We start from the raw sequence: 23,603 nt of genomic DNA on the forward strand, positions 1-23,603 counted from the left end.
TTTCAGTTGCGTCCTTCAAACGTCGCGCTGCTGCTGTTCCCCGGCACCACCACGTGCACCGCATTCCGTTCCACAGCGAAGTCCGTGGCGTGCCGGTGGTGATCTCGCCGTCGAGGTTCACCGGCAGTGGCGGATCCGTCACCAGCCTGACCTTCCGGCTGGTGAGGTGGTACACCTGCTCGCTTTGCACAAACTTGCCGTTCTTGAGCGAACGCGCGATCTTCACCTGATCGCGTAAGGGCGCCGCCAGGATCGCATAGATGTCCAGGGTGTGATCATCGATTCCTGCCGTCGGCGAAACCGCGTTGCCGCCCCCGTAGTACCTTCCGTTTCCCACTGCCACCTGAAGCAGGTTCTCCAACTCCACGGGTTGGTGGTCCCCGTCAGGGAACTCAAGGCGGGCGTGAAACGGCTTGTGCGTCGCGTAGGAGCGCAGCGTCGCCACCCCATAGGCCAAGGGCCCGATCAGCCGCTTGAGGCGGGGACTGAGGGCCTGGGTGACTGCCACGGACAGACCGGCGGAGGCCACGTTGAGGAAGGGCTGGCCGTTTGCCCGCCCGAGGTCGATGTCCACTACTTTTCCGTCCGCCAGGGCAGCGCAGGCGCTACTGAGGTCGCGGGGAATTTCCAGCGTCCTGGCAAGGTCATTGGCGGTGCCCATCGGAAGCACTCCCAGCACGACGTCGGTACCGGCCACAATTCCGGCAGCGGAGGCGATCGTTCCGTCCCCTCCCCCCCACCACCACAAGATCGTGCCCCTCAGCAACCGCCTGCTCCAGGGTTCGGCGCAGGTCTCCGCCGCCGCGCACCGTATACACCGTGGAGATCGGGAGCTCCGCCCGTTGAAGACTCCCGGCCACCAGCTGCCCGGCAGCGGAACCCTTGCGTGAACCGGCGTTGATGACCAGGGCGATGGAACGGGCTTCCCGGGTTAGCTTCATGAGGCCATGGTAGGTCTACCGTCTGTGTATCAGATGTGGAATGCAAACGGGCCCCGTTCCTGGTGAGGAAGGGGGCCCGTTCTGGCTGCGGTCAGCCGGCGTTCAGCTTAGAGCTTGCCGAACTCTTCACGGACCGGCTTGTAGGTGTTGTCATCCTGGTATTCGTAGATACCGATGTACGCCTCGGTGGGGTCACCGGCGTCGGAGAACGTGACCGGACCGGACTGGCCGTCGTAGTCAACGTCCTTGCCTTCGCGGAGGAGCGTGACACAGGCAGCGAAGGTGGTGCACTTCTCGCCGCCTTCAGAGACTTCCTTCAGCTTGGCTGCGATGTCCGTGCCCTTGGTGCTCTTGGCTGCCTCGGAAGCCAGCGAGATCAGGTTCACGGCGTCGTAGGACTCGCCTGCGTAGCTGTAGTCCTTCAGGGCGGGATCGATGGCAAGAAGCTTCTTCTTGAAGTCATCCTTGGCGAACGTACCGGGAATGGTTCCCTGTGCGCCCTTCATGGTGCCTGCCTGGAAGTCCTTGCTGTAGTCCGAAGTGTTGCCGTCAACCATGAACAGCTGCGTGGGCTTGATGCCCTTGCCGGTGATCAGGGGGACGATGCTCTTGGCTTGGTCGAAGGTGATCAGGGCGATCGCATCCGGCTTGGCTGCGAGGACCTTGTCCACCTGGCTGCTGAACTGGGAATCGCCCTCGTTGAAGAGTTCTTCAGCTACAACCTTGCCACCGGCTGCCTCGAAGGCTTCCTTGACGTTCTTCTGGAGGCCCGTTCCGTAAGCGTCGTTGAGAACGATCATGCCAACGGTCTGTGCTCCACAGGTGGCCATGTAGTTGCCCAGGACCTTGCCCTGCAGGACGTCGGACGGTGCAGTGCGCCAGTAGAGGCCCTTGTCGTCCCAGGTGGTGAAGTCAGGCGAGGTGTTTGCCGGCGAGAAGTGGATGACGCCTGCGCCCGTAATCTGGTTGATGACCGTCTTGGAGACGCCAGACGATGCAGCACCGATGACGGCGCTCACGCCCTGGCCCAGGAGGGCTGTGGTGGACTGGGTGGCGATGTCCGTCTTGGTATCACCGGAGTCACGGTGGACCACGGAGACCGGAGCGCCAAGGACGCCGCCGGCATCGTTGACTTCCTTGATGCCGAGGTTGACGCCGGCAATTTCGGGCGGGCCAAGGAACGCCAGCGACCCCGTCGTCGGCAGGAGCGATCCAAGTTTCAGTGGTGCGTCTGTGGTGGTGGTCGAGGGAGGTACTGGTCCCGTGTTGGTGGCAGCCTGGCTGTTGCCGGCTCCCGCCCCGCCGCTGGGAGCCGGGCAGGAGATGCCTGCGGCTGCGGCGGAAGAAGACCCGGTCTGGGTAGGCGTAGAAGACCCACCGCAAGCCGTGGCCAAGAGCGCGACCCCAATGCCAAGCGCTGTTAGCTTGGCGGCTCGGGGCGCCGCTGGGGAAAGATCAAACATTCGTTGTCTCCTCGATCGAAAGGTGCGAACTGCCTTTGATGCGATTACTCAGGTGTTCCTGATTAAGACTCAAACTAATGCAATTGGGCGGCGAACATAAGTGATTCAGGTCACATCCCTATAACACTCGTTGCCTGTGGGGAATCTACAAGCCAGCTGGGAATTTCCGCGGAAGACTTCACGCGCACAGCGGAAGGGAGAAAAAACTCTCACCTGCCGTCCGTGCCCCAGGTGGGACTCGAACCCACAACACGCGGATTTTAAGTCCGCTGCCTCTGCCAATTGGGCTACTGGGGCGCCCGCACCATGGTATCCCAGCTATAGCTCATTGAATGGCGCGGCGTAGCGGAAAGTGCCGCGGACGTCGTCGGGCCATCCGGGAAGCGTCAACAACTGGAAATGATCTCCCCACACGGGCTCCGGCGGCTGGACGCCCACAGAGGTGGCCGGCACATAACCGAAGCGCGGGTAGTACAGGGGGCTGCCCAGCAGGGCAATCCCGGGCTCCCCTGCGGCGGTGGCCCGGGCAGCAGTCTCGCGCATCAGGGCCGAACCCACCCCGCGCTTTTGAAAGTGGGGAAGCACGCCGATGGGGCCCAGCCCCAGCAGCTCCAGGTCACCTATCCACCCACGGGTGCTGATTGCGTGGCCCACAATCTCCCCGCCCATCTCAGCAACGATACTGAACTGCGGCAAATACTCCGGGCAGTCAAACAGCGACCGCAGCAGCTCCACTTCGAGCGGGGTGCCTGCAACGCGTTCACCGGTCACCGGCGAGACAGAGAACGCGCGGGCTGTCAGTTCGAGGATCTCAGGGCGGTCCTCGGGGCGCTCGGTGCGCAGGACCACACCGCGTGCCAAAAGCCGGAGCACGTCCATGGCCCAGGCAGCATCTGCCGACGGCACCAGGAGGTGGTCGTGATGGAAGCCGGCAAGGACGTTGCAGCTGATCCCGGCGTGCGTCAGCGCGGCACTTACTGCAGCCGTGAGCCCCACGGCTTCAAGGGCCGAATGGACCTGGAGCGTGATCCACGCAGCGACGAAGTCGTAGCTCAGGCCCAAGGAATCAGCTTCGTCCCTGGGCAGGACAACGGTAAGGCCTTCGGCCTCTCGAACAGCCGCCTCGATGCCACCCGAAAGCGGTCTGCCGTGCGGCCACAAGGCGTAGACGTAGTCGCCATCGCGCACAACGGGGTGAAGGGATTCCAGCAACGTCTTGAGGTCGGTTTCACCGGACATGAGGACAGTTTAGGGGCAGCGGCGGAAACGCTACTGGTTAAACGCCGACGGCGGCCACTCCCCGAAAAGGGGGTGGCCGCCGTCGTGCGTGGACTACTTGGCGTTAGCCGTAACCGGGGTCTTGGCTTCCTCGGCAGCAGGCTTGGCCTCTACAGGTGCCGGAGCAGCTGCGGGCTTCGGAGCCGGCGTCGCAGCGGCAACAAAAGCGCCGCGCGGGTTGTCCAGGTCCATCAGGGGCGTGGTGTCGCGGCCGGCGAAGAAGGCCAGGATCCAGCCGAAGATCACGCGGAACTTACGCTCCACGGTGGGCATCGCCATGCCGTGGTAACCACGGTGGGCCAGCCAGGCGAGGCCGCCCTTGAGGCCGATGCGGCCGAGCAGGTTGATGTTGGCAACACCCTTCCACTCGCCGAAGCCGGCTACAGCACCGAGGTTCTTGTGCTTGTAATCGTGCAGCGGCTTGTCCCAGCGCGAAGCCCAGAGGTTCTTGGCGAGCTTCTTGGCCTGGCGAAGAGCGTGCTGGGCGTTGGGGACGCAGGTGCCGTCCGGCAGGCCCTTGCCCGTGAGGTCGGGAACAGCGGCGATGTCGCCGGCGGCCCAGGCGTTCTCAACGATGCCTTCGTCACCTGCGATGCGGAGGTCCGGAAGGACGCGGACGCGGCCACGGGGTTCCAGGGGGAAGTCGGTGGAGCGGATCATCGGGTTGGCCTGCACACCGGCAGCCCACACCAGGGTGTCTGCTTCAACTTCGCCGGCGGAGGTCTTGTCCGGGAGGTTGATCAGCTTGAGGTTGCCCTCTGCGCTGTCAAGGGACGTGTTCAGGAGTACTTCGATGCCCCGGCTGCGGAGGTGCTCCACTACCCATTCGGCCTGCGAAGCGGTGACCTCGGGCATGATGCGGCCCATGGCTTCAACCAGGATGAAGCGGACTTCTTCCTGACGGATGCGGGGGTTGTTGCGCACGGCGGCGCGGGCAAGGTCTTCCATTTCGGTGAGGCACTCGATGCCGGCAAAGCCGCCACCGACCACAACGAAGGTCAGCGCCTTGGCGCGCTCTGCGGGGTCGGTCATGGTGGAAGCGGCTTCGATGCGCTCCAGCAGCTTGTTGCGCAGTGCAACGGCTTCCTCGATGGTCTTCAGGCCGATGCCCTTGTCCGCGAGGCCCTTGATGGGGAAAGTACGGGTGATGGCGCCTGCTGCGATGACGACGTCGAAGTACGGGATCTCGAAGTTCTCGCCGCCGTCGGACGGGGCGATCACGGCGGTCCGGTTGGCGTGGTCGATGCTGGTGACGCGGCCCTGGATGAGCTCAGTCTGCTTCAGGTGCTGACGGTGGGAGACGACGGCGTGGCGTGCCTCGATGTTGCCACCGGCTACTTCCGGGAGGAAGGGCTGGTAGGTCATGTACGGCAGGGGATCAACGACGGTGACGATGCCGCCTGCGTTCGCGATCTTCTTCTGCAGTTTGAGTGCTACGTACAGGCCGACGTAGCCGCCGCCGACGACGAGAACCCGGGGACGGTCAATGAGCTCTGGGGTGGTTGCCATGAATCCAGAGTACAGCACTTTGTGAAAATCTTCACTAACTACTTCCGGGCGGGTGGATCCACCGTCAAAAGCGCTCCCGTTTCGGCCTCCTCGGCCACTGCGGGCGGGTTTTTGGAGACCCGCCGCAACTGGATTGCTGCGCCCGTCACCAGTGCCACGAACAACGCTCCAAAACCCAGTACGACGGCGGCCGGCAGGGCGTCGTCGACAGTGGCCGGCGTCTTCGCAGCAGGGACGGTCGGATCAGCGAGGGTAGGGGCAGCGCTGGTAGGACTGGCCACGGGCGCCTGCGAGGGCTCGCTGAAGACGCCGCGCCGATGCACGCGGATCCAGTCGGCGATGGAACCCAGCGGGTTACTGCCTGCGGCAGGTACCTCATCCTTCAGGGCAGCCTCCGCGTTGAGGATGCCATAGCCATAGAGGGGATCCTTCCCCGGAGCGCCGGCATCCTTGGCCGTGCTGACAATCCTGTTGATGACCTGCTTGGCACTCATCTCCGGCCATTTGGAACGGATCAGGGCAGCTACACCGGAGACGATGGGGGCCGCACCGGAGGTTCCAGCCCACTCTGCGTATCCCCCGCCGGGAATGCCGCCTACCAACTTCTCAGCCGGCGCGGCTACGCCAATGCTGATGCCTTGCGATGAGGAATCCACGCTGGCGCGTCCCTCGCCGTCAAGCCCGGCCACCGTCAGGACGCCGGGAATGGTTGCCGGGGCACCGACCTGGATGTTCCCGCCTACACGGTTACCGGCAGCGGCAACTATCACCACGTCCTTTTGCTCGGCATACAGGAAAGCAGCGTCCCAGCTCTGCGGCCAGTCAGGCGAGGTGCTGCCGAGCGAAATATTGATGACCTTGGCACCGTTGTCCACCGCCCAGCGAACGGCCTCGGGAATTTGTTGCTGGTCAGTCTTGCCGCCGGGGTTGGGCGAGCCGAGCCACGTTGAGATGGCCAGGATCTCCGCCTCCGGAGCAACTCCGGTGATCCCGTCCGGACCACCGGCAGGTGGAATGGGGGGTGGCCCCGGCGGCGTTGCCGAAGCTGATGGTGAAGGCGACGCCGTAGGCGTGGTGTGGCCGCGTCCGGCGAGCATGGTGGCCACCAGAGTGCCGTGCTCGGTCTTGGCACCTATGCTCTTTTGCCCGTTGGGGGCTCCGGCTCCCGAGACGTCCGTTCCGCCCACCACCGCGCCCTTCAAGTCCGGGTGGTTTCCATCAATGCCGCTGTCAATGATCGCAACCTTGACGCCGGCGCCCTTGGACACCTGCCAGGCGTTGGTGACTCCTGTGTCCTTGAGCCAGAACTCCTTGTCGCGCCAGGCGTCCGCACTGGCCGCAGGAGCCGTCAACAACGCACCCGCCAGCGCCCCGCCAGCCATGGCTGCGGCAAGGGCGGCAGAGAGGGTGCGGTGAAAACGCAACGTCATTCGGCATCCCGGATGCTGAGGGCAATGCCGTCCAGGATGTCATGCTCGCTGGAGACTGCGGCAACGATCCTGCCGTTGCTGACACTGGCCAGTCGGTCCAGGATCCGGCGCCACACCAAGGCGCCCGCGCCGATAACGTCCACACGGCCCGGATGCATGTACGGAAGCGCTGCGCGCTCGTCCCGCGTCATCTCCAGCAGGCTGGTACATGCATCCCGGATTGTTTCAAGGTCCAACGACGCACCGTGGATCCGCTCCGGACGGTATTCGTCCAGGCCCAGTGCGTGCGCGGTGACGGTGGTGATGGAACCGGCAACGCCCACCACGGCTGTGGCGCGCTCAAGGGGTACCGTCTGCGCGGCAAGATCCAGCGCGGCATCGACGTCGGCCTCTGCCGCGGCGATTTGCGCGGGAGTCGGCGGATCGCTGCGCAGGTGGCGTTCGGTGAGCCGTACGCAGCCGATGTCCACCGAACGTGCGGCGATGACGCCGGCCGAGTCACCCAGGACGAATTCCGTGCTGCCGCCCCCGAGGTCAACCACCAGGATGGGGTCCTCTCCCGTGGCCGGCAGGACACTGCTGGCGCCGGCAAAGGACAGCGCTGCTTCCTCGTCGCCGGAAATGACCTCAGGTTCCACCCCCAGGAGATCCCGGATGCCGTCCACAAAAACCTGGCGGTTGCGGGCATCGCGGGTGGCGGACGTAGCCGCGAACCGGACCCGCCCTGCACCATGGACGGTGATGAGTTCGGCGTAATCGCGTGCTGCTGCGAACGTGCGTTCCAAGGCCTCCGGTGCAAGCTCGCCCGTGGCATCGACGCCTTGGCCAAGGCGGACCACACGCATTTCACGCACGACGTCGGCCAAGGGTCCCGGCGCGCCGTCGGTTGAGGCGTCAGCGATGAGGAGACGGATGGAGTTGGTTCCGCAGTCGATCGCTGCAACGCGGCTCATGCAGTGCCTTCCTGACGGCCCGGTGTGTCGGTCTTGGCTTTGCGCACCGGCGCGGGGCGCCCCACGATGTCCGGCAGGCCCTGCGGCCCGTGACGGCTTAAGTCCCGGGATGGTGCCTCGCCGGCAGTTTCCCACGCGCCATCGCAGTAGCAACGATCCTTGGTCCACCACTCCGTGATAGCGTCCAGCGCTTCGTCTCCCAACGGATTAACCCCGGGCCCTGCAGCCAGGGAATGCCCCACCAAGACGTGCAGGCACTTTACGCGGGTGGGCATGCCACCAGCGGAGATACCGTCAATTTCAGGCACAGCACCGGTTCCGGAGCGCCCTGCAATGTCATTGCGGGCCTGCAGGTAGGCTTCGTGGGCGCTGTGGTAGGCGCTTGCGAGGTCCTGGTCTGCCGTAAGGCGGGTATTCATCTGGTTCATGAGCCCGCCGGCTTCCAACCGTGATACCGCAGAGGTGATCACCGGGTGGGTCAGGTAGAACGTGGTGGGAAACGGAGTTCCGTTGCTGAGGCGCGGCGCAGTAGCTGCCACCAGCGGGTTGCCGCAGACGCACCGCGCAGGGATCTCAACAACGTCCCGGACCGGGCGGCCCAGCTGGCGGCTGAGGACCTCGAGATCGTGTGCTGATGGCTCGCGGGATTCCTGCGGCACGGCTGCCGTGTTCTCTTCCACTTGCGCTGCCACCCTTCCTGCCCTTGTTGCCGTGTCCACTGCGGACACGACGGCGGTGGGCACCGCGTCTAGTCAGTTGCCGATCGTCTGATTGACTCCCAGAGAGCATCCACCCAGGGCAGATTCTCCGGGTTGGCAGACGATCCGGAGCCGGTGCGGCCACCCGGAGTGCCGGCGGCTTCTTCTCCCCCAAACACCCAGTAACCCGTTTCACCCGGCATAACCATGTTAATGCGGTCCCGGGCCTGCTGTTTCACGTAGTTGGGATCCTGCCACCGGGAAAGCTGCTTGTTGAGCTCCGTCTGCTCGGCCTTGCGTCCTGCAATCTCGGCCTCCAGCGCCGAGATTTCGGCCCGCTTCTCCAGGAAAATCTTCACCGTAGGGGCCAGCATGATAGTGATGGCAATCATGACCACTGCCAGGGCCAGCATCCTGCCGGAAAACGCCTTGGCTGGTACGGGATCGAGATCGTGATCCGTCGAGGCCTTGGTTCCCGGCTTGGTGGAAGCCTTGTCCGCGGCCTTGGAGGTGCCCGGTGCGGGCTTCTTCCCGGCGGTCCTGCCTGCCGCTGCTCCGGTGCTCTTGCCGCTCGCGGGAGGCTTCGGACCAGCCACTCTGCTGCCTGCGGCGGGCCCTTTGGTGCCGCCTGCCGGCGTCGGGGTCCTGGCAGTGGTTCGGGAGGCGCCAAACTCTGCCTCGATGACATCCCCGCTGCCGGAACCTGAATCATTTGTCCCTGCCCCCGCAGCGCCTTTGGCGGCGGTTGGCGGGACGGCGGTTCGCGGGACGGATGTTCGCGGGACGGCGGGGCGGCCTGCACTGGACGGGCCTGCACTGGAAGGCCCCAAGGCGTCGGCCCTGGGTACCTTTGGACGACGGGTGGCCATGACACTCCTGTAATGCCCGGTGCTTGCCTGGCGGTTTGCTGCGCTTGCTGTTCTTGACCTGGCCCGCGTTGAACAAAAGCTGCGTTAAACGGAACCGGCGGCCATGGTCTTTCCACCATAGCCACCGGTTACGTGTTTTCGCTGAAGGCTAGCCCTTGAAACGCGGGAACGCGCTGCGGCCGGCGTAGCGTGCGGCGTCGTCGAGTTCTTCTTCGATGCGCAGCAGCTGGTTGTACTTGGCAACGCGCTCGGAGCGGGCCGGGGCACCGGTCTTGATCTGGCCCGCGTTGGTGGCAACGGCGATGTCAGCAATGGTGGTGTCCTCGGTTTCGCCGGAGCGGTGCGAGGTGATGGTGGTGTAGCCGGAGCGCTGGGCCAGGGAAACGGCGTCGAGCGTCTCGGTCAGGGAACCAATCTGGTTGACCTTGACCAGCAAGGAGTTGGCCGTAGCCGTCTCGATGCCCTGCTGCAGGCGGACCGGGTTGGTGACGAAGAGGTCATCGCCCACCAGCTGGACCTTGTCACCGATGGTGTCAGTGAGGGTCTTCCAGCCTTCCCAGTCGTTCTCATCCAGCGGGTCTTCGATGGAAACCAGCGGGTAGTCGGCAACGAGCTCAGCGTAGTAGGCGCTCATCTCGGTGGCAGAAAGTGCCTTGCCTTCGAACTGGTAGGCACCTTCCTTGTAGAACTCGGAAGAGGCCACGTCCAGTGCCAGGGCGATGTCCGTACCCGGGGTGTAGCCGGCGTTCTTGATGGCTTCGGTGATCAGGTCCAGTGCAGCGCGGTTGGACGGCAGGTTGGGCGCAAAGCCGCCTTCGTCGCCGAGGCCCGTGGAGAGGCCCTTTTCCTGGAGGACAGCCTTCAGGTTGTGGTAAACCTCAACACCCCAGCGCAGGCCTTCGGAGAAGGTCTCGGCACCGATCGGGGCGATCATGAATTCCTGGATGTCAACATCGGAGTCGGCGTGCGAGCCGCCGTTGAGGATGTTCATCAGCGGAACGGGCAGGACGTGGGCGTTCGGGCCGCCCAGGTACTTGTACAGCGGCAGGTCAGCAGAAGCTGCTGCGGCGTTGGCGACAGCCAGGGAAACACCCAGGATGGCGTTGGCGCCGAGCTTGCCCTTGTTGGGCGTACCGTCGAGGTCAATCATGGCCTGGTCGATGCTGCGCTGGTCAGTGGCGTCGAAGCCGATCAGGGCCGGTGAGATCTCGTCGATGACGGCGTCAACAGCCTTCTGGACACCCTTGCCGAGGTAACGGCCCTTGTCGCCGTCGCGAAGCTCAACTGCCTCGTGCTCACCGGTGGAAGCACCGGAGGGAACTGCTGCGCGGCCGATCTGGCCGTCGGAAAGCAGGACCTCAACTTCTACGGTCGGGTTTCCGCGGGAATCAAGGATCTCGCGTGCGTGGATGGCATCGATAAGCGCCATGGATGTGCTCCTTATGGGCAAATTACAGGAATGAGGAGGGAAATTCTCAACGTCCTCGTCGCTACTAGCGTAGTCCAGAGTGGCTTAGGTTACGGAACAACTTCCAAAGACTCACGTCATGAAGGTTGGGCCTGGTTGTTCTGAAACGATCGAACTGCCGAACGGAGGGCCCGCTCTGCGTCGAGTCCTTGCTCGCGGGCACGGGCTACGATGGCGAGCAAAAACTCACCGAGCGCTTCTTCCGAGGTCGGGAAAGCGGAAAGTCCGACGGCGGCCGGCGCACCTTGCGGATGGACCAACCGTGCAGCACCATCGAACCCTGACATGTCCAACCCTGAAACGTCCAACCCTGCGCGGGCCGCCCTATCCAGGGACTTCTGTGCGGCTGCCAACGCAGGAAGGTGCGGCGGGATGCCCTCAAAGGGATCCTTCCGTTCCGGCTTCTCGGCGCGTTTGGCGGCGTCCCACTTGACGATGATTTCCTCGACGCTGGCCGGAAAACTGTCCTGCAGGGAACCGTCCGGCTTGAAGACATGCTGGTTTCGCCGGACCATTTTGGCGTTGATACCCCGGACTACGTCAGCAAAAACAAAACTGCCGCGCTCCTCGGCGAGCCGGGCATGCAGTACCACCTGAAGCAGTACATCACCCAGCTCGCCGCGAAGCTCGTCGTCAACAGCGCCGGCCTCGATCGAGTCCACCACTTCGTAGGCTTCCTCAACCAGGTACTCCACCAGCGACTCATGCGTCAGCCCACCCATCCAGGGGCAGTGCTCACGCAGGGCTGCGATCGTCCGGATGAGCTCTTCGAGCTCGTTGGAGTTCTTAGCCGAGGTTGGCGTAGGCATCGTTGATGTACTCAACCAAAGCTTCGCGCTCGTCCAACGGCAGGAAGGCTGCCTCGGCGGCATTGAGGGTCAGTTCAAGGAGATCATCGAGGTCGTAGTCGAAGGTCTCCACCAGGAGTTCCAGCTCATCGGTCAGGGTGACCCCGCTCATGAGGCGGTTGTCGGTGTTGATGGTGACATTGAAACCGAGCTGGAACAGCATGTCCACGGGGTGGCTTTCAATGCCGTCGCCGAAGCCGGAAATGGCGCCCGTCTGGAGGTTGGACGAAGGGCAGATTTCCAGTGCGATGCCGCGGTCCCGGACCCAGGCCGCAATGCTGCCGATGGTCACCATGCCCACGGTGTCCTCGCCGTCGTCGTCGGAGTTGTCCTCGAACTCCACCGAGATGTCCTCGGCGATCCGGACACCATGGCCAAGGCGCAGGGCGCGGCCGTCAACCAGCGCGGACTGGATGCTCTCCAGGCCCGCTGCTTCGCCGGCGTGGACGGTGGCCGGGAAGTTGTTTTCGGCCAGGTAGGTGAAGGCGTCCTTGAAGCGGGACGGCAGGAAGCCGTCTTCGGCTCCGGCAATATCAAAACCAACAGCACCGTTGGCACGGTGGCGGACGGCGAGCTCTGCGATTTCCTGGCCACGGTCGGCGTGGCGCATGGCGGTGATCAACTGGCCCACCTGGATCTGCCGGCCGCGCTCGTCAGCGGCATCAACACCGGCTTCAAGACCGGTCTGGACGGCTTCAACAACCTCGTCCAGGGTCAGGCCCTTCTGCAAGTGCTGCTCCGGTGCCCACCGGACTTCACCGTAGACCACGCCGTCCTCGGCAAGGTCTTCCACGAATTCCTTGGCGACCCTGAACAGGCCTTCCTTGGTTTGCATGACAGCAATGGTGTGGTCGAACGTCTCCAGGTAGCGGACCAGGGAACCGGAGTCGGCCGATTCGCGGAACCATTCACCCAGCGCAACGGGATCGGTGGAGGGCAGCGTGTGGCCCACCTCCGCAGCGAGCTCAATGATGGTGGCGGGGCGGAGGCCTCCGTCCAGGTGGTCGTGGAGGGAAACCTTGGGAAGGCTCTTCAGATCGAAGTCAAGGGCAGGGGCAGCGTCAAGTATGGGCTCAGTCACGTACTAAGACTAGTCCCCACCGCAAGCCCCGCCAGTAACGTCGGCTGCCTAGCCGGCCGGCTTGGAGAGGTCGACGCCGGCAATCGCCTTTTCGGCGGGATCAACGGCCGCCGCTTCGGTGCCGGCAGCAGCTTCCTTGGCGAGGTCCTTCTTCTCCAGGTACTTGTGCCACCAGCGCAGGGCGTGATCCACCACGATGCCAAGAACCACGGCGAAGGCCACGGCAATTCCGACGCCGAGGAGCGGGTTGTGATGCACCCATTGGCCGGCGAGCAAGCCAATGCCGATTGAGTAGCCCACCCAGGTGATGCAGGCAAAGGCGTCAAGCCAGAAGAAGGTCCGGTGACGGAAGCCGGTTTGTCCGGCGACGTAGTTCACGGCCACGCGGCCCCACGGAATATAGCGGGCTGTAAAGATGAGGACCGCACCACGCTTATCAAGTTCATACTGCGCCCAGGCGAACATCTTTTGGACCTTTGGCCTGCGCATCCACTTCCAGCGGGTCAGGCCGATCTTGCGGCCCAGCATGTAGGCCATGTTGTCGCCCGCCATGGCACCCACCAAGGCGGTGGCTCCCAGGATCCACAGGTTGGGCTCTCCGCTGTGAAGGGACAGCGCCGAGAGACCCACAATGGCTGTTTCGCTGGGGAGGATGGTGGCAAATCCGTCAATGAAGAAGAAGATCAGCAGTACCGGGTATATCCAGGGCTGCCCGGCTGCATGCTCGAGCATTTGGTTCAAAAACTCCACGCGGCGGTAGCTCCTAGACGAATATGACTTGACGGTGTGACGGAAGTCGCTCTAGTGTCCCACGGCCGGGACGTCGTTCGCTACGTCCCAGCCTTGGGATCACACGCTTAACGCTATAGGTGCTGATAAGGTGCCGTCGTCAACCGCCGGGCTGATCTTCCGGCCCCTGAAGCGTCATACCGTGGGTGGAGTCGGAGCGTCTTCTTCGGGGATGTTCTTGCCGTCCAGGGGCACTGATCCCCGGACCTTGCTGATGATCCGATCGATGATGATGCCCAGGATCACGGCCACCACGATCGCTATGACAGCACCCAGGAGGTGGTTGTCCTCGAACCAGACGCCGAAGAAGTATCCCAGGATCACCGAGTACGTTGCCCACAGGACTGCTGACATCGCGGTAAGGGCCACGAAGCGCCGGTGGTGGAAGTGCGTGGCGCCGGCAGTCAGGTTGACGGCAACCCTGCCAATGGGGATGAAGCGGGCCACCATGATCAGCGAGGCCGAACGGCGTCGAAGTTCCTTGCCTGCCCAACGGAAGGCGCCCTGCATCCGCTGGGTGCGCATCCAGCGCCACCGCTGGATCCCGATGCGGCGGCCGATGATGTAGGCGATGTTGTCCCCGGAGAACGCCCCTATGGCCGCCATCAACCCCAGCAACCACACGTTGGGCGAACCGCTGCTCCCGGACACGGCGCTCAGCCCCACCACGACCGACTCGCTGGGAATGGGCGGGAAGAAGCCATCGATCACGCAGCAGGCCAGCACCAGGAACAACACCCATGGCTGCTCCGCCGCGGCGAGGATGAAATCGTTGATGCCCTGCACGGTTTCCTTACGGTAGCCGGCTCCCCCACAGGCGCCGGATGACTGGTGTCCCGGGCTGCTCTTGGCGAACAGCCCGGAACACTTAAGCCTAGGCGATGCGGTCGATGATGAGCTGATGCGCCGGACGTGAACCTTCCGGTGCGATCACCACGGCATCCTGGAGCGCTTCCTTGGCCCGCTCGAACTTCTCCGGAGTGTCCGTCAGAAGTGTCATCAGCGGCTCCCCCGCCCGAACCAGTGCGCCCGGTTTGGCGTGCAAGCGGACACCTGCACCGGCCTGGACCTGGTCCTCCTTGCGGGCCCGCCCCGCGCCCAAACGCCATGCAGCAACACCCACGGAAAGCGCATCCAGTTCCATCAGGACCCCGTCAGCGGGAGCGTAGATAACCTCGGATTCCTTGGCCACCGGAAGTGCAGCACGGGGGTCGCCACCCTGTGCCTCGATCATCCGGTTCCAGACATCCATGGCCCGCCCGTCCTTCAACGCAGCGGCGGGATCGGCGTCGTGGATGCCGGCACCGGCCAGCATCTCCTCAGCGAGCCGGACGGTCAGTTCGACGACGTCTTCCGGACCGCCGCCGGCAAGGACCTCTACCGATTCCTCCACCTCAATGGCGTTTCCGGCAGTCAGCCCCAGGGGCGTGGACATGTCCGTGATCAGCGCAACAGTGTGCACGCCGGCGTCCTTGCCCAAGGCCACCATGGTCTCGGCAAGCTCCCGGGCCCGGGCTTTATCCTTCATGAAGGCACCCGAACCCACTTTGACGTCCAGGACCAGAGAGCCCGTTCCTTCGGCGATCTTCTTGCTCATGATGGATGAGGCAATCAATGGAATGGCTTCCACGGTTCCTGTGACATCGCGCAGGGCGTAGAGCTTCTTGTCCGCAGGTGCCAGCCCTGAACCCGCGGCACAGATCACCGCTCCCACGTCCTGAAGCTGCGCCATGATTTCTTCATTGCTCAGGTTGGCCCGCCACCCGGGGATGGCCTCGAGCTTGTCCAGGGTTCCGCCGGTGTGGCCGAGTCCGCGCCCCGAAAGCTGCGGAACGGCGACGCCGAACACGGCCACCAGCGGCGCCAGCGGCAGCGTGATCTTGTCCCCGACACCCCCGGTGGAGTGCTTGTCGCTGGTAGCCTTCCGGCCGCCGTCGGGCCTTGTCAGGGACGAAAAGTCCATCCGCTCCCCCGAGGCGATCATCGCGGCGGTCCACCGCGAGATCTCGGAGCGGTCCATCCCGTTGAGGAGGATGGCCATATTCAGCGCGGCCATCTGCTCCTCGGCAATCACACCGCGGGTATAGGCATCGATGGTCCAGTCGATCTGCTCGGGAGTCAGTGTGCCCTTGTCCCGCTTGATGGAAATGATCTGGACGGCGTCGAACGCTTCAGTGCTTGTCACGAGGTTTCCTCCAGGTGTTCAGGACCGAAGGCGTCAGGTAGCACCTGGTCCATGGATTTGATTCCTTGAGTTGTCATGAGCTGCATTCCCGGTGCCCGGAATTCGTACAGGAGCTGGCGGCAGCGTCCGCACGGCATGAGGATGTTCCCCTGGCCGTCCACGCAGTAGAACGCGGCAAGCCTGCCGCCTCCCGTCATGTGGAGCTGGCCCACTAAAGCGCATTCAGCACACAGGGTCAGCCCGTAACTGGCGTTCTCCACGTTGCAGCCGCTGATGATCCGGCCGTCCTCGGTGAGGGCCGCAGCCCCCACCGGGAACTTGGAATATGGCGCGTAGGCCCGCTGCATGGCCTGCTTTGCCGCCGCTTCGAGTGCCTGCCAATCAATGTCATTCGCAGGCATCGTCAACCCTTCACATAAGGTATGCCGCTGGCGGCCGGTCCCCGTGACTTACCCACCAAACCGGCGACGGCGAAGATGGTCACCAGATACGGCAGCATGGCCATGAACTGGCTGGGCACCGGAGTACCAATGATGCCCAGGATGGACTGCAGGTTGTAAGCGAAGCCGAACAGGAGCGATGCGAGGAAGGCGCCGATCGGGTTCCACCGGCCAAAGATCAACGCTGCCAGGGCGATGAAGCCGCGGCCGCCGGAAATGTCCTTTGTGAAGGAGTCGATGGTCACCAAGGTGAACACCGCGCCGCCGATGCCTGCAATGGCGCCACCCAGGGTGACATTCCAGAAGCGGGTGGCGTTGACGTTGATGCCCAGCGTGTCAGCAGCCTGCGGGTGTTCGCCCACGGCGCGGACCCGCAGGCCCCAGCGCGTCTTGAACAGGCCGAACCACACCACGGCTACGGCAACGTACATGAGGTAGCCGGCAATGGACTGCTCAAACAGGATGGGCCCGATGATCGGGATGTCCGACAACAACGGGATCGGCAGGATGTCCAGGCGCCCCGGAGTATTGAACTGCTCCTTGTTGGGCACCATCAAGGTGCCGTAGAGGAAACCGGTGAGGCCCGACACCAGCACATTGAGCACAACGCCCACAATGATCTGGTTGACCAGGTACTTGATGCTGAAGACCGCCAAAACCATGGAGACAGCGGCACCGGCTGCAGCGGCTGCAATCAGGCCGATGTAAGGGCTGCCCGTCATGGTGGCCACCAGCGCTGCAGTGAAAGCGCCGCCCAGGAGCTGACCCTCAATGGCGATGTTGACCACGCCCACCCGCTCGCACAATACGCCGGAGAGCGAGCCAAAGACCAACGGCACCGCCAGGGTCACCGAGCCGGCAACCAGGCCGGCAAGGGAGATGGAGGGCTGGCGGGCGCCTGCGACGATCCACACGAGCAACGCGAACACAAACACCACGGCAAAGGCGATGGGAAGCCACTTGGGCGAGCGCTCACCCTGTGTCCAGAGGTAGATGGAATAGGCAGCCATGGCAAGGAGCAGAATTCCGAAGACCACCCCGCCCACCTGCCCCGGAATCATGAGTGCAGGAACGGCGACTGCGTCACCGGCGTCGCTGATCTTCATCTCCGCAGTTTGGTCCGGGCCCAGGAAGCCGAAGAAAACCAAGGCTATGAGGGCCAGGATGCCGAGGGTGAGCGGAACTTTCATGGACGGCCGGAAGGCCGGCAGGGCCGTTGAACCCGGCTTCGGAGCGGTGGTTGTCGCGCTCATTTGGCACCTCCGGAGGCGTTGACGAGGGCAGCCTTGGGAGCCGCTTTCGGTGTCTTGTTCTTCTTCTTCGGCTCAAGCCGGAAGATCGACCTGATCAGCGGCGGCGCGGCGATGAAGAGGACGATCAGGGACTGCACCACCAGCACAATATCGATGGGTGTTCCCGTCTGGATCTGCATCTGCACTGCCCCTGCACGGAAAGCTCCGAACAGGAGGCCGGCAAAGAAAGTTCCCCAGGGTGTACTGCGTCCCAGCAGTGCAACTGTGATGGCGTCGAAGCCGATCTGGGCAGCGACGCCGCCGGTCAGCACCTTCTCGGTGCCGGCCACTTGCGCCACGCCGCCAAAGGCAGCCAGGGCTCCGGCCAAAGCCATCACCAGGATGGTTGCGCGCGGTACGTTGACGCCCGCAGTCCGGGCCGCGACGGGGTTGGCGCCAACGGCACGGAACTCAAAGCCGATGGTGGACCTGTTCAGCAGCCACCACACTCCGAAGGTCAGTGCTATGGCCACCAGGAAACCCAGGTGGAGCCGGGATCCGGGGATGAGTACCGGATACGTCGCCGATTCATCCAGGCGCGGTGAAATGGGGCTGCTGTCGCCGGGCCGGCGGAAGGCAGCAGTATTGAGCAGGAAGTCCAGCAGGAACAGTGCCACATAGTTCAGCATGATGGTCACGATGACCTCATGCGCACCGGTCCGCGCTTTGAGGATGCCCACGATCCCGCCCCATACGGCGCCGCCCAGGACACCCATGATGATGACCACCAGCAAGTGCAGGCCGAACGGCAGGTGCCAGGTGAAACCTACGTAGGCGGCCAGCGTGGCGCTAATGATGATCTGGCCCTGCGCACCAATGTTGAACAGTCCGGCACGGAAGGCCAGGGCAACGCCAAGGCCGGCACAGATCAAGGGCGTTGCCACGGTCATGGTTTCGAGCAAGGGCTTGAAGCCTTCACGTGGACTGAACACGGAGCCTTGGAAGAGGGCAACATAGCTCTCGGTCATGGCTGACCACAAAGCGTTCAGGAAATCCGTGGGCCGGGCAAAGAGGTAGCCCGCCGTTTTGGCCACCTGGGTGTCGGTGCTGGCGATCAGCAGTCCACCCAGGAACAGTGCTACCAGGACAGCCAGGACAGAGACAAAGCCGTTGCCCATCACGATCCTGCGCAGGACGCTGCCTTGCTGGTGGCCCGGATCCCCGCTTTGCGAGGAGACGGGCACAATGGAGGGTTCAAGCGTCCCTCCAGCGGTGTCCAGCGCCACGTCTGCTGCACGGACTTCGGAGGTGGATTCCTCGGGTGTCCGGGCCTTTTTGGACTCGTCGTTAGTTGTCATCGGAGCCTCCTTCCGGGCCGACGCCGGCCATCATCAAACCGAGCGTGTCCCGTGACGTCCCGCCGGGGACAATACCCACCAGCTTGCCCTTGTAGAGCACGGCGATCCTGTCTGCGAGTTCAATGACCTCGTCAAGTTCCGTGGAAACGATCATGACCGGCGTTCCGACATCGCGCTCGGCAACAATCCGTTTGTGCAGGAACTCGATGGAACCGACGTCCACGCCACGTGTGGGCTGGCTGGCAATGAACAACCGCAGGGGCCGGGACAGTTCCCTGGCCATGACCACTTTCTGCTGATTGCCGCCGGACAACGTTCCGGCAGCCGACGCCGCGGAGGGCGTCCGGATGTCGAACTCCTCAATTTTGGTTTTCGCATGCTCGGACACCTTGGCCGGCTTCATGCTGATGCCGCTGGCAAAGGGTGCCTGGTCATAGAGATCCAGGACCAGGTTCTCTGCCACGGAGAAGGGACCAACCAAGCCGTCCACTGAGCGGTCCTCCGGCACGAAGCCAACCCCCGAGCGCAGGACTTCCTTGACGGAAAGTCCCAGCAGTTGCTTGCCATCCAGTGTCACCGAACCGGTCACATGATCCTGGATGCCGAGGATCGCTTCGGTCAGTTCCGTCTGGCCATTGCCTTGGACACCGGCGACGGCGAGGATCTCGCCTTGGGCGATGTCGAAACTGATGCCGTCCACCACGTTGGTGCCGTTGGCTGCGCGGACCGTCAGGTCCTCCACCACGAACGTGGTTTCCTTCGGTTGTGCAGGGGCCTTGTTCAAGCTCAGGCTGACGGGACGGCCCACCATCATGGAGGCCAGTTCCGTAGCTGATGCAGTAGGCGGAGCATCTCCCACTACCTTGCCGCGGCGGATGACGGTGATGACGTCCGAGACTGCTTTCACTTCACGCAGCTTGTGCGAGATGAAGACGATGGAGGTGCCGCCGGCTTTGAGTTGACGCATGATGTCCAGGAGTTCATCGGTTTCCTGGGGCGTCAGCACGGCCGTTGGCTCGTCCAAAATCAGGACTTTGGCTTCACGCACCAGCGCTTTGATGATCTCGACGCGCTGCTGGACGCCCACGGGGAGGTCTTCGACCAGTGCGTCGGGATCAACGTCGAAGCCATACTTGTCCGAAATCTCCCGGATCTTCTTCCGGGTTTCTTCGATGCTGAGAACGCCTCCAAACGTGGTGGGCTCAGCGCCGAGGGCCACGTTCTCAGCCACTGTGAAGACGGGAACCAGCATGAAGTGCTGGTGCACCATGCCGATGCCGGCCGCCATCGCGTCACCGGGGCCACGGAAACTGACCGGTTGGTCATCTACCAGGATCTGGCCGGCGGTAGGTTCGTACAGTCCGTAGAGGACGTTCATGAGGGTTGATTTGCCGGCACCATTTTCGCCGAGGAGGCAATGGATCTGGCCGGATTCGACCACGAGGTCGATGTCTTGGTTGGCGTAGAAGGTCCCGAAGGCTTTCGAGATCCCCTTCAATTCGAGTTTCACAACTCCCACCGTTCTGTGAGTCCGAGGGACGGCTGTACTGCTCCAAAGCCACTGGCTTTGAGGCCCAGCGTAGTCAGGGCAAAAACGCGCCGCCAGTACCGGGGCTCGGTACTGGCGGCGCGTCCGGGAATTGCTTTACTTCTTGGGGCTGGCTTCCGACTCAACAACCAGCTTGCCGGAGACAATGTCCGCCTTCAGGGCATCGAGTTCAGACTTCGTTTCGGCAGAGACCGCGGAGTCCAGATCGTGGAAGGGGGCGATAGCAACGCCGTCGTTCTCCAACGTGCCAACGTAGGCTTCGTTGTTGAACTTGCCTTCCTTGTCATCCTTCACCACGGCTTCTACGGCCTCGCCCATCTGCTTGACCACGGAGGTCAGCATCAGGTCCTTGTACTCAGGAGCGGTGAGGTAGCCATCGGAGTCGACCCAGATGAGCTTGACGTCCTTGCCGGCAGCCTTGGCTTCCTTCAGCGCAGCGCCTGCGCCCTTACCAACCGGTCCGGCTACGGGCATGATGATGTCCGCGCCCTGGTCCAGCAGGTTGATGGTGACCTGCTTGCCGGTGTCCTGCTTATCGAAGTCGCCCGTGAAGGATCCGTCCTTGGTGTTCTTGTCCCAGCCAACAACCTGGACGGACTTGTTCTTGGCCTTGTTGTAGGCCTGGACGCCGTCGTAGAAACCGTCCATGAAGATGGTGACGGTGGGGATCTTGATACCGCCGAAGGTACCTACCTTGCCGGTCTTGGACGTTGCGGCAGCTGCGTATCCGGCCAGGTATGCTGCCTGCGCCGTGTCATAGACGATCGGCTTGACGTTGGCGATCGGAGTCTCGTAGGAGTAGTCGACGATCGCGAAGTGCTTGTCCGTGTTCTTCTCGGCAGCAGCCTTGGTGGCGTCGCCCAAGAGGAAGCCGACGGTGACCGTCAGGTTGCAGCCGGCGGAGATCATGCCGTTGAGGTTGGTCTCGAAATCGCTGTTTGCCTTCGATTCAGCCGACCTGACCTCGATGCCGAGGTCCGTTTCAGCCTTCTTGAGGCCCTCGTACGAGGACTGGTTGAAGGACTGGTCATCGAATCCACCGGAGTCCGAAACGATGCATCCAAGGAAGTCGCTCTTGGTAGCGGTGCCGGAGCCGGCATCGGGGGCCTGTCCACAGCTGGTCAGCAGGAGCGCTGCTGCGCCGAGGGTGGCAACACCGGCCATTGAACCGCGCTTCAGGGTGGCACGCAGTGGTTTCTTCAATTTTCCTCCAGGAAGAAAGTGATTGGCGCTACGACGGATGGTCAATGAGTGTCCGTTTCCTATACCTGAGGGCAGAAATTCTGTTTTCACTGATGCTCGCAGCTGCGCCGAAGCGCATTGATGACACCAACACTAGTGGCCTGGAACACACCCAGCTACCACAAATGATCCCTCCAAGTCAGATTGTTGACCTTTTGTTACCAAGCAGTAGCTGGGTGTGCAAGTCACACGCGATTCACCTGTGGATTAAAGGCGGACCAGCATCTTTCCGGTGTTCGCCCCGTCCAGGAGGTCGATGAAGGCCTGCGGTGCATTCTCCAGCCCGTCAACGATCGTTTCGTCATAGCTGACAGACCCATCGGCGAGCCAGCCGGCCATCTTCTGCGCGAATTCCGGGGCGTGTTGGCGCTGGCCGCCCACCAGGAATCCACGGAGGGTGAGCTGCTTGCCGATGGCCACGGCCAGGTTCCTGGGCGCAACCGGGGGCTCGGTGGAGTTGTACTGGGCAATGGCACCGCACATGGCGACGCGGCCGCCGACGGTCAGGGTGGCCAAAGCTGCTTCCAGGTGCTCGCCGCCGACGTTGTCGAAGTACACGTCGATGCCGCGCTCCCCCGCCGCATCCTTGAGCTGCTCGAGTACCGGGGCGTCGTTGTAGTTGAAGGCGGCGTCGAAACCGAGCTCCAGCAGGCGGGCAACCTTCTCCGGCGATCCCGCACTGCCGATCACCTTTGAGGCGCCCATTGCCTTGGCGATCTGGCCCACCATGGAGCCAACGGCACCAGCGGCTCCGGAGACGAATACCACGTCGCCTTCCTTGAACTCAGCAACCTTCAGCAGCCCTGCATAGGCGGTCAGGCCGGTCATGCCAAGTGCGCCAAGGAACGCGGACGTCGGCGCCAGCCCCTTCGGCACGGGAGTGGTTGCCGCGGCATCAACCACCGCGTGTTCGCGCCACCCCAGTTGATGCACGACGACGTCACCCACCTTGTGCGCGTCGGACCGGGACGCGATCACCTCACCTACCGCACCGCCGTCGAGCGCTGCATCGAGGCGGAACGGCGCCGAGTAGGACTTGACGTCGTTCATGCGGCCACGCATGTAGGGGTCCACGGACATGAACTGGTTCTTCACCAGGACCTGACCCTCGGCGAGCTCCGGGAGCTGCGCCGATGCCAACCGGAAGTTCTCCTCCGTGGGTCGCCCCACCGGACGGGAGGCGAGCTGGATTTCGCGGGTTTCGGTGACGACGGCGCTCATGCTGCGAACTCCACGAGCTTGAGGTCAACGGCCATGTTGCCGCGGGTGGCGTTGGAGTAGGGGCAGATCTGGTGCGCTTTGGCCATCAGCTCTTCGGCGGTGCTGCGGTCCAGCGCAGGCAGGGCGATCTCGAGTTCGGCAGCCAGGCCGTAGCCTTCGCTGTCAGTCAGTGCACCGAAGTGGATTTTGGCAGCAACTGCGGAGTCGCTGAGGTCAACACGTTCCTTGCGGCCCACCAGGCGCAGGGCGGAGTGGAAGCAGGCTGCGTAGCCGGCGGCGAAAAGCTGCTCCGGGTTGGTTCCTTCACCGTTGCCACCGAGTTCCACGGGGCTGGCGAGTGCTACATCCAGTTTGCCGTCATTGGTGCGGGCGTTGCCATCGCGGCCTTCGCCGGAGGCAAGTGCCTCAGCGGTGTAGAGAGTCTTCATGGTGCTTCCGTTTCTCTTCGGGGAATGGATGTCTCGGGATTTTCCGGGAGTCTGTCAGAGTGAGCTGTTCAAGGCCGTGGTGAGCTTTCCGAGCGTGGCGTGGAGTTGTTCGATCTCTCCGGCGGACAGGCCAGCAGCGTCAGCGAGGCGCTGGGGAACGGCCTGGGCGCGGGCACTCAGTGCGGTCCCGGCGTCGGTCAGCACAACGTCCACGCGCCGCTCATCCTCGGATGAGCGGCGGCGTTCCACCAGGCCCAGGCCCTCAAGGCGCTTCAGGAGAGGTGACAACGTGCCTGAATCCAGGCCCAGCTCGGCACCAAGGTCGCGGACGCTCCGCGGCTCCTGCTCCCACAACACCAGCATCACCAGGTACTGCGGGTACGTCAGGCCAAGGTCCTCCAGGACGGGGCGGTAGACCGCCGTCGCGGCTTTGGACGCCGAGTACAGCGCAAAGCAGACCTGGTGGCGGAGGCGGGGTGCATCACTCATGAATAAAACGATAGTGCACAATTCAATTGTGCACAACTCATCCACGCATGACCGTGCCCAACTGAGTCGCAGTTAAGCGCGTTATGACAGCTCAGAACGCGCTCACATGCGACTCAGGTGGGTTTACTGTTC

General features: G+C 63.3%; 21 protein-coding genes, 1 tRNA gene and 1 pseudogene. All 23 read right to left on the bottom strand.

From position 1 onward, the window contains the following. Positions 1–2: 2 nt before the first annotated feature. The 23 genes and pseudogenes from M1D51_RS15615 to M1D51_RS15725 all read right to left on the bottom strand — a co-directional run bounded on the left by M1D51_RS15615 (position 3) and on the right by M1D51_RS15725 (position 23,471). Positions 3–941, bottom strand: a pseudogene (locus M1D51_RS15615) (lipid kinase). Positions 942–1,048: 107 nt separating this feature from the next. Then, the gene (locus M1D51_RS15620) at positions 1,049–2,404 is read right to left on the bottom strand and encodes an ABC transporter substrate-binding protein (protein WP_172323140.1); all 1,356 of its coding nucleotides are present in this window, start codon (positions 2,402–2,404) and stop codon (positions 1,049–1,051) included. 223 nt (positions 2,405–2,627) lie between these two features. Then, positions 2,628–2,701, bottom strand: a tRNA-Leu gene (locus M1D51_RS15625). A 21-nt stretch (positions 2,702–2,722) separates the two neighbouring features. Next, a complete protein-coding gene (locus M1D51_RS15630) occupies positions 2,723–3,643 on the bottom strand; it encodes an N-acetyltransferase (RefSeq protein ID WP_458107135.1) in 921 nt (306 codons plus the stop codon). A gap of 93 nt (positions 3,644–3,736) precedes the next feature. Beyond that, positions 3,737–5,191, bottom strand: a complete 1,455-nt coding sequence (locus M1D51_RS15635; protein WP_172323144.1) for an NAD(P)/FAD-dependent oxidoreductase — start codon at positions 5,189–5,191, stop codon at positions 3,737–3,739. A 38-nt stretch (positions 5,192–5,229) separates the two neighbouring features. Continuing rightward, the gene (locus tag M1D51_RS15640; RefSeq protein ID WP_172323146.1) at positions 5,230–6,621 is read right to left on the bottom strand and encodes a S8 family serine peptidase; all 1,392 of its coding nucleotides are present in this window, start codon (positions 6,619–6,621) and stop codon (positions 5,230–5,232) included. Next, positions 6,618–7,574: a Ppx/GppA phosphatase family protein gene (locus tag M1D51_RS15645; protein WP_458107136.1), complete on the bottom strand. Its 957-nt coding sequence runs from the start codon at positions 7,572–7,574 to the stop codon at positions 6,618–6,620. Before M1D51_RS15645 ends, M1D51_RS15640 begins: the two co-directional genes overlap by 4 nt. Continuing rightward, positions 7,571–8,254 carry a DUF501 domain-containing protein gene (locus M1D51_RS15650; protein ID WP_458109598.1) on the bottom strand — a complete coding sequence of 228 codons (684 nt, stop codon included), beginning with the start codon at positions 8,252–8,254 and terminating at the stop codon, positions 7,571–7,573. Before M1D51_RS15650 ends, M1D51_RS15645 begins: the two co-directional genes overlap by 4 nt. 68 nt (positions 8,255–8,322) lie before the next feature. Continuing rightward, positions 8,323–9,141 carry a septum formation initiator family protein gene (locus M1D51_RS15655; protein WP_458107137.1) on the bottom strand — a complete coding sequence of 273 codons (819 nt, stop codon included), beginning with the start codon at positions 9,139–9,141 and terminating at the stop codon, positions 8,323–8,325. 148 nt (positions 9,142–9,289) lie between these two features. Then, entirely contained in the window at positions 9,290–10,570 is a 1,281-nt protein-coding gene (eno, locus tag M1D51_RS15660) for a phosphopyruvate hydratase (protein WP_458107138.1), read from the bottom strand. 116 nt (positions 10,571–10,686) lie between these two features. Further along, positions 10,687–11,418, bottom strand: a complete 732-nt coding sequence (locus M1D51_RS15665; protein WP_458107139.1) for a MazG nucleotide pyrophosphohydrolase domain-containing protein — start codon at positions 11,416–11,418, stop codon at positions 10,687–10,689. After that, entirely contained in the window at positions 11,396–12,538 is a 1,143-nt protein-coding gene (locus M1D51_RS15670) for an adenosine deaminase (protein ID WP_458107140.1), read from the bottom strand. Before M1D51_RS15670 ends, M1D51_RS15665 begins: the two co-directional genes overlap by 23 nt. Before the next feature lie 48 nt (positions 12,539–12,586). Next, positions 12,587–13,270 (bottom strand): DedA family protein, encoded by a 684-nt coding sequence (locus M1D51_RS15675; RefSeq protein WP_172323166.1) that lies wholly within the window; start codon positions 13,268–13,270, stop codon positions 12,587–12,589. Positions 13,271–13,462: 192 nt separating this feature from the next. Further along, the gene (locus M1D51_RS15680; RefSeq protein WP_172323156.1) at positions 13,463–14,113 is read right to left on the bottom strand and encodes a DedA family protein; all 651 of its coding nucleotides are present in this window, start codon (positions 14,111–14,113) and stop codon (positions 13,463–13,465) included. Positions 14,114–14,201: 88 nt separating this feature from the next. Next, the gene (locus M1D51_RS15685; protein WP_458107141.1) at positions 14,202–15,512 is read right to left on the bottom strand and encodes a thymidine phosphorylase; all 1,311 of its coding nucleotides are present in this window, start codon (positions 15,510–15,512) and stop codon (positions 14,202–14,204) included. Beyond that, on the bottom strand, positions 15,509–15,913 hold the full coding sequence (locus M1D51_RS15690; RefSeq protein ID WP_172323160.1) for a cytidine deaminase: 405 nt from the start codon (positions 15,911–15,913) through the stop codon (positions 15,509–15,511). The genes M1D51_RS15685 and M1D51_RS15690 overlap by 4 nt, the downstream gene beginning before the upstream one ends. A 2-nt stretch (positions 15,914–15,915) precedes the next feature. Next, a complete protein-coding gene (locus tag M1D51_RS15695) occupies positions 15,916–17,205 on the bottom strand; it encodes an ABC transporter permease (RefSeq protein ID WP_458107142.1) in 1,290 nt (429 codons plus the stop codon). After that, the gene (locus M1D51_RS15700) at positions 17,202–18,542 is read right to left on the bottom strand and encodes an ABC transporter permease (protein ID WP_458107143.1); all 1,341 of its coding nucleotides are present in this window, start codon (positions 18,540–18,542) and stop codon (positions 17,202–17,204) included. The genes M1D51_RS15695 and M1D51_RS15700 overlap by 4 nt, the downstream gene beginning before the upstream one ends. Beyond that, the gene (locus M1D51_RS15705) at positions 18,532–20,052 is read right to left on the bottom strand and encodes an ABC transporter ATP-binding protein (RefSeq protein ID WP_458107144.1); all 1,521 of its coding nucleotides are present in this window, start codon (positions 20,050–20,052) and stop codon (positions 18,532–18,534) included. The genes M1D51_RS15700 and M1D51_RS15705 overlap by 11 nt, the downstream gene beginning before the upstream one ends. Before the next feature lie 135 nt (positions 20,053–20,187). Beyond that, positions 20,188–21,294, bottom strand: coding sequence for a BMP family lipoprotein (locus M1D51_RS15710; protein WP_458107145.1), 1,107 nt, complete (start codon positions 21,292–21,294; stop codon positions 20,188–20,190). A gap of 246 nt (positions 21,295–21,540) precedes the next feature. Further along, positions 21,541–22,554 carry an NADP-dependent oxidoreductase gene (locus tag M1D51_RS15715; RefSeq protein WP_458107146.1) on the bottom strand — a complete coding sequence of 338 codons (1,014 nt, stop codon included), beginning with the start codon at positions 22,552–22,554 and terminating at the stop codon, positions 21,541–21,543. Further along, a complete protein-coding gene (locus tag M1D51_RS15720; protein ID WP_026542856.1) occupies positions 22,551–22,982 on the bottom strand; it encodes an organic hydroperoxide resistance protein in 432 nt (143 codons plus the stop codon). Before M1D51_RS15720 ends, M1D51_RS15715 begins: the two co-directional genes overlap by 4 nt. Before the next feature lie 54 nt (positions 22,983–23,036). Then, entirely contained in the window at positions 23,037–23,471 is a 435-nt protein-coding gene (locus tag M1D51_RS15725) for a MarR family winged helix-turn-helix transcriptional regulator (RefSeq protein ID WP_172323857.1), read from the bottom strand. Positions 23,472–23,603: the final 132 nt, after the last annotated feature.

It is taken from the genome of Arthrobacter sp. R3-55, assembly GCF_054161505.1.